Source organism: Streptomyces jumonjinensis (assembly GCF_009600885.1).
In the GTDB taxonomy this organism is placed as follows: Bacteria; Actinomycetota; Actinomycetes; order Streptomycetales; family Streptomycetaceae; genus Streptomyces; species Streptomyces jumonjinensis.
In genome coordinates this window covers 25,084-36,891 of record NZ_VCLA01000200.1, presented here as the reverse complement: position 1 = coordinate 36,891, position 11,808 = coordinate 25,084, and the positions used below count along the sequence as shown (strand labels likewise).

The 11,808-nt window shown below is 74.9% G+C and carries 9 protein-coding genes; 6 read left to right on the top strand and 3 right to left on the bottom strand.

Features of this window, described 5'->3' with window-relative positions; translation table 11 throughout:
- On the top strand, nucleotides 1–644 hold a 644-nt coding region (locus FF041_RS35530; protein ID WP_323393658.1), incomplete at its 5' end, for a BadF/BadG/BcrA/BcrD ATPase family protein.
- A 58-nt stretch (nucleotides 645–702) separates the two neighbouring features.
- Nucleotides 703–1,623 (top strand): sirohydrochlorin chelatase, encoded by a 921-nt coding sequence (locus tag FF041_RS35525; RefSeq protein WP_153526613.1) that lies wholly within the window; start codon nucleotides 703–705, stop codon nucleotides 1,621–1,623.
- 72 nt (nucleotides 1,624–1,695) lie between these two features.
- Here FF041_RS35525 and FF041_RS35520 read toward each other — a convergent pair whose 3' ends face one another.
- A complete protein-coding gene (locus tag FF041_RS35520; protein ID WP_323393657.1) occupies nucleotides 1,696–2,742 on the bottom strand; it encodes a lactonase family protein in 1,047 nt (348 codons plus the stop codon).
- 217 nt (nucleotides 2,743–2,959) lie between these two features.
- Nucleotides 2,960–4,444: an FUSC family protein gene (locus tag FF041_RS35515; protein WP_153526631.1), complete on the bottom strand. Its 1,485-nt coding sequence runs from the start codon at nucleotides 4,442–4,444 to the stop codon at nucleotides 2,960–2,962.
- Between the two features lie 708 nt (nucleotides 4,445–5,152).
- Between FF041_RS35515 and FF041_RS35510 the strand changes: the two genes are divergently transcribed.
- A complete protein-coding gene (locus tag FF041_RS35510; RefSeq protein ID WP_194292320.1) occupies nucleotides 5,153–5,941 on the top strand; it encodes a helix-turn-helix domain-containing protein in 789 nt (262 codons plus the stop codon).
- 221 nt (nucleotides 5,942–6,162) lie between these two features.
- Here the strand turns inward: FF041_RS35510 and FF041_RS35505 are convergent, their stop codons facing one another.
- On the bottom strand, nucleotides 6,163–7,533 hold the full coding sequence (locus tag FF041_RS35505; RefSeq protein WP_153526607.1) for a cryptochrome/photolyase family protein: 1,371 nt from the start codon (nucleotides 7,531–7,533) through the stop codon (nucleotides 6,163–6,165).
- 238 nt (nucleotides 7,534–7,771) lie between these two features.
- Between FF041_RS35505 and FF041_RS35500 the strand changes: the two genes are divergently transcribed.
- The 3 genes from FF041_RS35500 to FF041_RS38460 all read left to right on the top strand — a co-directional run.
- A complete protein-coding gene (locus tag FF041_RS35500) occupies nucleotides 7,772–8,254 on the top strand; it encodes an Lrp/AsnC family transcriptional regulator (protein ID WP_153526605.1) in 483 nt (160 codons plus the stop codon).
- Nucleotides 8,255–8,316: 62 nt separating this feature from the next.
- Entirely contained in the window at nucleotides 8,317–9,006 is a 690-nt protein-coding gene (locus tag FF041_RS35495; RefSeq protein WP_153526603.1) for an HAD family hydrolase, read from the top strand.
- Nucleotides 9,007–9,151: 145 nt separating this feature from the next.
- Nucleotides 9,152–11,808 (top strand): tetratricopeptide repeat protein (locus tag FF041_RS38460; RefSeq protein WP_228388877.1); only part of this gene is annotated, 2,657 nt, incomplete at its 3' end.

Sequence of the window (11,808 nt, the reverse complement as noted above, 5' to 3'; positions counted from 1 at the left end):
GGCGGCGGGCGGACGGCTGGGGTCATCTGCTGGGCGACTGCGGCGGCGGCTCCTGGATCGGCCGGGCCGGTCTGGAGGCCGCGCTCCGCGCCCATGACGGCCGGGCCGGCGGCTCCGCGGCGCTGCTGGAGGCCGCCGAGGCGGTGTTCGGCCCGGCGGGCGAGTTGCCGGGCCGGGTGTATCCGCGGACGGACCGGCCCGCCGTGCTGGCCTCCTTCGCACCGGAGGTGGCCCGCTGCGCCGCCGCCGGGGACCCGGTGGCGGCGGAGGTGCTCGCGCTGGCGGCCCGTCATATCGCCGAGGCGGCGCAGGCCGTGTGCCCACCCGCCGGCGAGGGCGTCCCGCCGGGGGAAGTCGCCCTGACGGGCGGTCTGTTCAAGCTGGGCGACCCGCTGACCGTACCGCTGCGGGCCGAGTTGTCGCGACGGCTGCCCGGGGTGCGGCCCCTCTCCCCGGACGGCGATCCGCTGGCCGGTGCGGTGCTGCTGGCGTCGGCGCTGGCGACCGGGACGCTGCGGCTGCCGCGCCATCCGACGCTGCTTCACATCCCGTCCCCTCCAGGGTTCATGTCACAGCAGAGCGGGGCAGATGAGACGGGGGGTACCCAGATGGACGATATCCATCGGATAAATACGGACAGATGACGCTTGACCACCCCCTCCCCGAACAGTGGCGCCCTCAAAGCCAGTAGCATGCGGCGCCATGAGCTCCCCCACTGGGCCCGCATCCGGCCTGCCAGTACGAATGCCGCGACCCCGTCAGTCCGGTCGGCACCGCCGCCCGGAACCGGTGGCCGCTCCCGAGGGCGCGCCCGCGCTCGTTCTCGCCGTCCCCGGCACTCCCGGGCCCGCCGCCCGCGGACTGGCCGAGGAGACGATAAGCATCGCTCGGTCCGAGCTGCCGGGCCTCGACGTCGGCATCGGTTATCTCTACGGCGACGACCACGAGTACCCCTCGCTGGAGGGCGTGCTCGCCGGGACGGCGGCCCGGCGTACGGAGCGGTACGCGATCGCCAGGGCGGCGGGCCGCGAGGTGACCGAGCCCGAGGGCCCGGCCTCGGTCGTGGTGCCGCTGCTCGCCGGCCCGGACCATGTGCTGATGGGGCGCATCCGCCAGGCGGTCCTGGACAGCGGCTCCGCCGCCGAGCTGACCGATGTCCTCGGTCCGCACCCGCTGCTCGCCGAGGCCGTGCATGTGCGGCTCTCCGAGGCGGGTCTGGCCCGTGCCGACCGGGCCCGGCTGTTCACCGTGGCCACGGCGGCCGACGGCATCATCCTGGCCACGGTCGGAGGCGACGAGGCCGTGCAGGCCGCCGGGATCACCGGGATGCTGCTGGCCGCGCGCCTCGCGGTGCCCGTGATGGCCGCGGCGCTCGACCGGGAGGGCTCGGTCGGCGCGATCGCCGAGCAGCTGCGCGACTCCGGCTCCATGCAGCTGGCGCTCGCCCCCTATCTGGTCGGCCCCGAGCTGCCGGAGGGACTGCTGGAGGCCGCCGTCAAGGACGCGGGCTGTGCGGCGTCCGAGCCGCTGGGCGCGTATCCCGCGATCGGCAAGCTGGTGCTGTCGCAGTACACGTCCACGCTGGGCATCACCCCGCGTCCGCAGGGCTCGCCCGCGCACTGAGCCGGGCGGGGCGGGGGCCCAGCGGCCTCCTGGGCGGCGGGTGTCGTACCGCCGCCCGGCCGCCCCGCGGGATCAGCAGAAGATCACACAGGAGGCCGCGGGGGCGTCCAGGGAGCCCGCCCGCCGCGGAATCCCCGTCGCCGGGTCGATGTCGAACCAGGTGACGTCGCCGGAGCGCTCATTGGCCGCGTAGAGCCTGCGGCCGGTCGGGTCCAGCGCGAGATCGCGCGGCCAGTCGCCGCCGCACGGCACGGTGGTGATCAGCTCGGCCCGTTCGCCGGTCTCGTCGAGGGAGAGCACGGCGATGCTGTCGTGTCCCCGGTTGGCGGCCCACAGCCACCGGCCGTCGTGCGACACCACGATCTCCGAGGGGTAGCAGGGGCCGTCCGTGCCGTCCGGGAGTACGGGGGACTCGCCGAGCGGCTCCAGTACGCCCGCGACGGCGTCCCAGCGGCAGACGGTGAGCGTGGGCTCCAGTTCGTTGAGCACATAGGCGTGGGTCCCCGCCGGGTGGAAGGCGAGATGGCGCGGCCCGGCGCCGGGGCGCAGCGCGGTCTCGCCGTGCGGGGTCAGCTCGCCCGACGCGGCGTCGAGGGCGTGGATGTGCACGGAGTCGGTGCCGAGGTCCACGCCGAGCACCCAGCGTCCGCTGGGGTCGGGCAGCACCTGGTGGGCGTGCGGGCCGCGCTGGCGGTCCGGGTCGGGCCCCTGGCCGTGGTGCTGGACGACCCTGGCCGCGCCGGGTTCGCCGCCGTCGCGGACGGGGAGCACGCTGAGGCTGCCGGAACCGTAGTTGGCGGTCAGCAGAGAGCCGGCGAAGACGGCGAGATGGGTCGGGCTCGCGCCGAGCACCGACGCCGGCGTGCCGAGGGGCCGGGGGGCGGCTCCCCCGATGTCGAAGGCGGCTACGGCGCCTTCCTCGGTCTCCGATACGGCGTAGAGGACCGGTGCGCCGCCGGAGGGCGCGAGCGCGAGATACGAGGGGTCGGCGATGGCGTCGCTGGCCCCTGTCTCGGTCAGCGCGCCGGTCTCCCCGTCGACGGCGGCGGCGATGACTCCGCGTCCCCCGGCCGAGGTGAACGACCCGATGAATGCCCGTCCGGTGGTCTTGTGGCCCACGGTCTTCCCCTCATTGATCTTTCGTTGGCGAGCCGACGGTAGCAGCGGTCTAGACCAAGTGTCTGCACCGGATTTCCGCCGCTGGGGCGGCGGCGGACCTCGCGGTCAGGGGTACGTGGGGGACGCGGTCAGGCAGGCACGGGGGAGGTACGCGCGGGGGCGCGGCGAGGTCCGTGGCCGGGGGGAGTACGCGCGGGGGGCGCGGCGAGATCCCCGGTCAGGCGGGCACGGCGGATGCGCGCAGGGGCGCGGCGAGGTCCGCGAGCGCGCGTTCCAGGGCGTGGAGGTGGGCGAGGGCCGCCTCCGCCCCGGGGTGGGCGGCCGGCGCCCCGGCGGTGTGCCGGCCCGGCTCGCGCTGTGCCGGGGGTACGAGGGCGTGGACGGCGGTCTCGACCCGTCGGCAGGCGGCGGCGAGCCGGGCGTCGTGCGAGGCGGCCGGGTCGGCCGCGACGGAGGCGAGTCCGCGCAGTTCGCGCGCGCAGTCGTCCAGCAGGGCGAGCACCTTGCGGGCGCGCTCCTTGCGGGCCCGCAGCGGGCTGAGCGGATGCACCAGCGGGGTGACGGAGAGCCGGACCCGGCCGAGGAGCGTCTCCAGCTCCGCGACGCGCGGCGCGGGGTCGGCGGCGGGGGACCCGGCCAGCCGGGCGGCGGCCTCGGCGGTGCAGCGGTGGACGGAGCGCAGCGCCTGCTGGATCCAGGCGTCGGTGGTGGCGTGGGTGGTGACGGGCAGCACCAGTACGACGGCGACGGCCGCGCAGAGCGCGCCGACGCCGGTCTCCGCGACCCGCAGGGCGAGCAGTGCCCCGTCGAGGACGCCGAGCAGTCCGTAGAGCAGGCTGACCAGGACGGTGACGAAGGCCATCATCCAGGTGTAGGAGACCGCGGCGGTGTAGAAGATCCCGAAGACGCAGAGGGCGGCCATGACGGCGGTGGGGATCGTCTCCCCCTGGGCGGGCACGGCGACGAGCAGCCCGGCGGCGATGCCGGTCACGGTGCCGGCGACCCGGCGGAAGCCCCGGACCAGGGTCTCGCCCCGCGAGGCGGTGTTGACGAAGATCCACCAGGCCGCGCCGACCGCCCAGTACCAGCGCTCCTGTGACAGGAGCTGCCCGAGCGTCAGCGCGAGCGCTCCGGCGACGGCCACCTGGACGGCCTGGCGGGTGGTGACCCGGGCGAGGCCCGAGGCGGCGGGCGGGGCGGGCACGGCGGGCGGCGGCTGCCTGCGCTCGATGCACCAGAGGCCGAAGCGGACCGCCGAGGCGGCGAGCAGGCCGATGAGCATGGCGGAGCAGAGGCCGGGCAGCTCCCCGGGGACCGTGCCGAGGAACTGCGCCACGAAGAAGGTCATGAACGCGAAGACCCCGAGGGTGTGGCCGCGCGGGCCCCATCTGCGGGCGTAGACCCCGGCCACGGCCACGGCGAGGAAGGCCGTGTCGCGCGCCAGGGAGCGGTCGTGGAGCGCGGCGGCGAGCGCGAGCACGGGGAATCCGGCGGCGGGCAGCAGCGCGGTGGTCAGCGCCTGGGCTCGGACGGTGGCGTCGGTGACGGTGAAGAGGGCGAGCAGGGCGGCGAGGCCGCCGGTGATCACCGCGGTGAGCGTATGGCCGGTGAGTGCGCCGAGGAGCACCGCCAGGGCGACGCCGAGGACGGCCCGGGCAGCGGTACGCAGCCGCAGCCGCCCCGGATCCGGAGCCGTGAGCATCCCTTTGAGCACGGCGGGCCGCCCCTCTCTGCTGTGACACGGGAGCCGTGGCACAGCGAACGCCCGGTCTGCGGCGACCGGTGCGGGTGCGCGATGCACGGCATGGAAAAGGCGCCGCGGGTGATCCGCAGCGCCATCGACAGGCCCATGAGAGCATTCGGAACCCCACTGGCTCAAGTGCGCGCGGATTCACTGTGCCAATGGACCAGCTGTGATCGGATGTCGCGTCCGGCGGGCGGGCCAACGGACCATCCGGACCCCGCCCGGGCCCGTCTGGGGCCCGGGCACCGTGCGGCAGGTGATCCACACGGTCCGTGAGCAGGCACGCCGACTGCGGTGACATCCCTGGCCGGATGGTGTCCGGGACATGTCCGGGACAGGCCGAACGCTTGCCCGGGCACGGCCCGGGGATCCAGCCTTGCTGCCTCGGGGGCGTATGCGTACAGGGGGCGTGGGGCGATGCTGGTGACCGATGCCGGTGCGAAGACCGGAAGCGGACGGAATCGATTCGGCCGGTTCGGGGCCGTGACAGAGCTATGGCGGTCGGCCGGCCGATGTCCGGATGATCGGGAACGCCAGAATGACCCGGATGACCCGGATGAACCGGATCATTCGGATCGTCCGGATGGCGGCCATGGAGCCGCGGCGAAGGGATCTCCGCCGGAGAGTCCCCGGCGGACCGCGCCGGACTGTCCACGGCTGGAGATCGTGCGGACTCCCCGGCTGGTCGGGCGTGGCGATCCCGACGTCCATCAGATCCTCTGTCTGCTGCACGGGGGGACGGGCAGCCTGGAGCAGGCCGGACGGACCGCCCGGCTGCGGGCCGGCGAGCTGGTCGTGGTGGACGGCTCCCTGCCCTGCCGGGGGTGGCTCCAGGGCCCGCCCGAGCTGCTGCGCGCCCTCGTCGTCCATGTCCCGAGGGCCCTGCTGCCGCTGCCGCCGGGGGCGGTCCGGGAGCTGCTCGCCCGTCCCGTCGCGCTGGACCGGGGCCTGGGCGGGGCGCTCTCGCACTGGCTGACCGATGTCTGCGCCCGCGCGGACGAGTTCGCCCCGGCGGACCTCTCCGCGCTCGCGTCGGTCACCGTGGATCTGCTCGTCCCGCTGTTGGGGCGGTCGCACCGCGCCGGCGGGGGACCGGAGAGCGCGGAGGACCGCAGAGGGGCCCTCCGGCGGCAGATCCAGGATCACATCCGGCGGCATCTCGCCGATCCGGAGCTCTCCCCGGCCTCGGTCGCCCGGGCGCACAGCATCTCGCTGCGCTATCTGTACCAGCTCTTCCGGGAGCAGGAGGTGACCGTCGCCGGGTGGATACGGCAGTGCCGGCTGGAGCGGTGCCGTCGCGATCTGGCCGACCCCGGGCAGTCGTTCCGCACCATCCACGCCATCGCCGCCCGCTGGGGTTTCACCAGCGGCGCCCACTTCAGCAGGGCGTTCCACACCGCCTACGGGCTGCCGCCCAGCGAGTACCGCGATCTGGCCCGGACCGGTCCGGCCTGACCCGGGACGCGGCCGGGGCCGGGGCCGGGCCCGGCGAACCACCCCGGCGAATCGGTCCGGCGGACCCGGACGATGGCAACGGACGCCTCACCGGTACCGGTGGTCACAGTTCTTGAGCCCAGCGACTCGATTCGCTCATCCGTACGCCATGAATGCGCCATCCCCGCGTACCCCGGTGGCGGAGTGTCGTGCGTACGCGCGTCATCACCCCGGGACGGAGCTCACCCGCCGCGGGCCCGCCGGAAGCGGGCCAGCGCGTCGGAGAGGTCGACCACCGGTTCGGGGTAGTCGTACCGCGCCCGCTCGCTGTCCGTCAGCCGCCATGGCTCGTGTACGGCGGGACCGGCCAGTCCCGCCAGCTCCGGCACCCAGCGGCGGACGTACGCCCCCTCGGGGTCGAACCGTCTGCCCTGGCGAACCGGGTTGAGCACCCGGCCCGGGCGGGTGTCGGCGCCCGTGCCCGCCACCCACTGCCAGTTCAGCTGATTGTCGGCGATGTCCCCGTCCACCAGATGATCGAGGAAGTGCCGCGCGCCGACGCGCCAGTCGACATAGAGCGACTTGGCGAGGAAGGAGGCGGTCAGCAGCCGTCCCCGGTTGTGCATCCAGCCCTCGTGGCGCAGCTGGCGCATCGCCGCGTCGACCACCGGATATCCGGTGCGGCCCGCCTTCCAGGCGGCGATCTCACCGGCGGCCTCGCGCTCGGAGCGCCAGTGGTCGTGCCGGTCCCGGTACTCCTCGTCGGCCGCCGCGGGCCGGGCCGCGAGCATCTGGTGATGGAAGTCGCGCCAGCACAGCTGCCGTACGAACGCCTCGGCCCCCGGGCCGCCCGCCGTACGCGCGCGATGGACGACCTCGACCGGCGAGACCGCGCCGAAGTGCAGAAACGGGGAGAGTCCGGAGGTCGCGTCGCCCGGCAGATCGTCGTGCCGGTCCGCATAGTCGCCGAGGCCGCCGCGCCGCCAGGCGGCCAGCCGGGCGCGGCCCTCGCGCTCCCCGCCCCGGGCGAGGCCCCCGGCCGTCCCGGTGACCTCCCGCCGCGCCGGAATCGGCTCCGAGCCGACCCCGTCCGGAACCGTCACCCGGCGGGGCGCTCCGTAGGGGTCCCGCAGCCGCTCCCGCGACCAGCGTCTGAAGTACGGGGTGAAGACGGCGTAGTGGTCGGAGCCCGCCGGAACGAGCGCGCCCGGCGGGACGGCGGTGATCACACCGTCGTGCACCACCAGCCGGCGGCCCTGGCTCCGCAGCTCCCGCCCGAGGCTCTCCTCACGGCGGGAGGCGTACCGGGTGACGCCCGCCGCGACATGGACCTCGGCGGCTCCCGTCTCGGCGGCGACGGCCGCTGCCACCTGGGCCGTACGGCCGGATCTGACCACCAGCCGGCCGCCGCGCTCCCGGAGCCCGGCGTCGAGGCCGGTGAGGCAGTCGGCGAGGAAGGCACGGCGGTTGGGCACGTCGAATCCCGTGTCCTGGATGCCCCGGTCGAGGACGAACAGCGGCACCACCTCGTCCGATGAGCCGAGTGCGGCCCGCAGCGGCGGATGGTCGTGCAGCCGCAGATCCGAGGTGAACAGGACGACGGAGACCGTCATGGCGCCACTCCTGGGAGAGCAGGGAACTCTTCCCATGATTCCCCGTCCGGCGGTTCCCCGGATGCGCCGGACGGTGGGCGTCCGTACGTTCGCGTCGTGCCCCGGGGGTGGTCCGGCTTCGCGCCGTGCCCGGAGGTGGCCGGGGCCTTGGTGCCCGGGCCCGGGGTGGTCCGGGCCCGGGCACGGCCCTTGGTACGGTCGGCCCCGGACTGGCTGATCGTGAAAGGCCCGGTGGACCATGGCGGTGGACTCCCTCGACACCCGCATTCTGCGGCTCATGATCGAGCAGCCGCGCACCAGCGTGCGGGAGTACGCCCGGCTGCTGGGCGTCGCGCGCGGCACCCTTCAGGCCCGGATCGACCGGCTGGAGCGCGCGGGCGTGATCACCGGTACGGGACCCCGGCTCTCCCCCTCGGCGCTGGGGCACCCGGTGCTCGCGTTCGTGCACATCGAGGTCACCCAGGGGCATCTCGACGAGGTCGGCGAGGCGCTCTCGGCCGTACCGGAGATCATCGAGGCGTTCTCGATCACCGGCGGCGGGGATCTGCTGACCAGGGTGGTCGCACGGGACAACGGGCATCTCGAAGACGTCATCCAGCAGCTGATCCAGTTGCCGGGGGTGGTGCGCACCCGGACCGAGATGGCGCTGCGGGAGCGGGTGCCGTACCGGCTGCTGCCGCTGGTCGAGTCGGTGGGCCGGGACGCCTCCGCCGCCCGCTGAGCCCGCGCCGGCCGGTGGGGTCGGCGGAGCCCTGCGGGAACCCGGCTTGGCATGCTGGTCCCATGAGCGAATTCGGCGCCCTCTCGGTCATCTTCGATCTCGACGGCACTCTGGTGGACAGCGAGCCGAACTATTACGAAGCGGGGCGGAGACTGCTGGCCCAGTACGGAGTGACCGGCTTCGGCTGGGAGCGTCATACCGACTTCATCGGCATCAGCACCCGGGAGACCCTGGAGACGCTGCGCGAGGAGTACGGGATCGACGTGCCCGTGGCGGAGCTGCTCGCGGGCAAGAACCGGCACTATCTGGAGCTGGCCCGGACCGGGACCGAGGTGTTCCCCCAGATGCGGGCGTTCGTGGAGCTGCTGCACTCGGACGGGGTGGCGATGGCCGTGGCGTCCGGCTCGTCGCGCGCGGCCATCGATGCCGTGCTCGACGGCACGGGCCTGGGCGCGTTCATCCCCACGGTCGTCTCCGCCGACGAGGTGCCCCGGGGCAAGCCCGCGCCCGATGTCTTCCTGGAGGCGGCCCGGCGGATCGGCGCGGCACCGGCCGACTGCGTGGTCCTGGAGGACGCCGCGCCGGGCGTGGCGGCGGCCCGCGCGGCGGGGATGCGCTGTGTCGCCGTCCCCTATGTCGCGGCGACGGCCGTCGATCCGGTGTTCGCGTCGGCGGATCTGCTGTACGCGGGCGGGCAGCGCGACTTCAGGGCACGCGCGGCGTACGACTGGCTGAGGTCGCTGAAGCCGTGAGTCCCGTCCGCCCGGCGTGCCCTGGCCGGGGTCCCGCGGCGCGGCATCCCGGCATCCCGGCGGCCCCGCGGCGCGGCGGAAAGCGGAACGCTCTGAATCGCCCGAATCGATTGTCATACGGGCGGAGTGGGTGAATGCTGCGGGTATGGGGGATGCGAACAGGTTCTCGCTGGTGCTGGCGTCACAGTGCGCGGCGATGGGTGAGGGTGCGCGGATCGCCGGACTGGCGGAGGCCGCCGGGGCTTTGGACACGGCGCTCAGGGATCCGCTGCGCGGCGGCTGTGCGGCGGCCCTCGCGGACGGGCGGTCGCTGCTGCTCGATCAGGACCGGGGGGCGACCTACGCGGCGGTGTGGGAGGCGGCGGAGCGCGCGGCCGGTGCGGAGGGCCTGCTCGTGCTGGCCTGGGCGGGGCACGGGATGGCCATGGACGGGGACTTCTACGTCCTGCCGGAGGGATCTGTTCCGGTTCCGGGCCATCCGGCGGGGCCGTACCACCTGACCCAGCATCTGCGGGAACTCCTCCGCGGCCTGCCGGGTCTGGAGGCGGTCGTGCTGGTGGACGCCTGCGAGTCGGGAGACGCGCCGGTGCAGGCCGCGGCCGGATGGACCCGGCTCAACCAGGACGCGCGCCGCCGGTTCCAGGTGCTGTCGGCGGCGAACACCGACGAGCCGGCCTGGGACTGCGCGTTCACCCGCGCGGCGGCGGCCCTGCTGCGAGGCGGCGACATCACGGCCGGGGACCGGCTGTTCACGGCGGACGTCAAACGGGCGGCGGAGCGGGCCGGCGGGGACCGTCAGCAGCCCGTGCTCATCGCCTGGGACGGCGCCGCGGACGGCGCGGGCGGCTCGGGCGGCGAGGCACGGGGGCTGTGGGTGGCGCGGAACGCGGCGCTGCTGCGGGAGGCCGGATCGCTGCCCGCGTTCTCCCGGGCCGATCTGCCGCTGCTGCGGGCGGGGCTCCGGCACTACCGTCCGGCCCCGGCTCTCGCGGAGGTGGTCAGCGCGTCGCGGGCACACCATTACGTGGTGGTGCGCGGGCCCGCCGGGTTCGGCAAGACCACACTGCTGGGAGCGCTGTCCCGGCCCGAGGTGGGCGCGGGTGCGGTGCCCGAGGGGTTCGTCCACGGGCTGCGGCTGCTCAAACTCCATGAGAGCGCCGCTCGGGTGGCCCGCGATCTGGCCGCCCAGCTCACCGTCACCGTCGACGGCTTCCGGGCCGCGAGCGAGGCGTTCGAGGCGTCGGTGCCGCGCGCGCGGTGGGAGACGCTGCCGGAGGCGGAGCGCGCACTGCTGGGCCCGCTCCGGCTGCTTCCCGCGCACTCCGTGGTGCGGCTGGCGCTGGACGGCTTCGACCAGCTGTCCGAGACCGCCGCCGCCGACCTGGCCGGTCTCGTCGAGGAGTTGCGCGCTCCGGCGTCGCGGGGAGCCGAGGTGCGGGTGGTGGTCTCCTCCCGTCCCGGGGCCGCGCCGCCGGCCGCCGACACCGAGATCCCGCTCGACGCCGCCGCCGACACCGAGATCCGCGCCCATCTGGACGCCCAGGGCGTGCCCGGCGCTCTGCTGGAGACGATCACCGGGGCCGCCCGCGGCAGCTGGCTGGTGGCCTCGCTGCTGGCCGACCACGCCCGCGCCACCCCCGGTCTGACCGCGGACCGGGTCCCGCACGGTCTGGCCTCGGTCTACGACCAGATCTTCGACGCCGCGCTGGACGGCGGCGCCGCCTGGGACCTGGACGGCGGCCCCGAGCGGGCGGTGTTCACCGTCCTGGCCGCCGCCGGGCCCGGAGCGGTGCTGCCCGCCGAGTTCCTGGCCGACGCGTGCGCCCGGCTGGGGTCCCCGGAGGCGTCCGGGCGGTGGCTGCGCGGCGGGCTGCCCGCGCCGCTGCGCCGGCTGACGGTACGCGCTCCGGCGGGCGACGGACGCACCGCCACCGAGCTGTACGGGCTGTTCCACCAGTCCCTGGCCGACCATCTGACCCGCCGGTCCACCGCCGGGCCGGAGAGCGGTTACACGGTGGACGCGGCGGCGGGCCACCGCGCCATCGCCGAGGCGATCGCCGCGCTGGCCCCGGCGGACGAGCGCACCCCGGTGACCTCCCGTCAGCCCCTCCAGGAGTACGCCGACCGCGCCGAGCCCGACCATCTCTGGCACTCCGGGTCCCCGGGCCGGGCGCTGGAGAGCCTTCAGGCCCGGCCGGTGACCGTACCGGCGGAGAATCTGCTCCGCTGGCAGCGCTGGCAGGGTGAGGCCGTCCGGCTGCTGGGCCCCGACCACCCCGATACGCTCAGCACCCGCGGCCATGTCGCCACCTGGACCGGAGAGGCGGGGGACGCGGCGGCGGCCCGCGACCTCTTCACCGCGCTCCTCCCCGACCGGATACGGGTACTGGGCCCCGACGACCAGCACACGCTGGACACCCGCGGCAACATCGCCGCCTGGACGGGGATGGCGGGGGACGCGGCCACGGCCCGCGATCTGTGCGCCGAACTCCTCCCCGACCTGGTGCGGGTGCTGGGACCGGGCCACTCCGACACCCTCATCATCCGCAGCAACATCGCGAACTGGACCGGAGAGGCGGGAGACGCCACAGCCGCCCTCGAACTGTCCACCGCACTCCTGCCCGACATGACCGAAGCCCTCGGCCCCCACCACCCCGACACTCTCGTCATCCGCAACAACATCGCCGCCTGGACCGGGGAGACCGGGGACGCGACGACGGCCCGCGACCTCTTCACCGCACTGCTCCCCGACCGGATACGGGTACTGGGCCCCAGCCATATCAGCACCCTCGTCACCCGCAA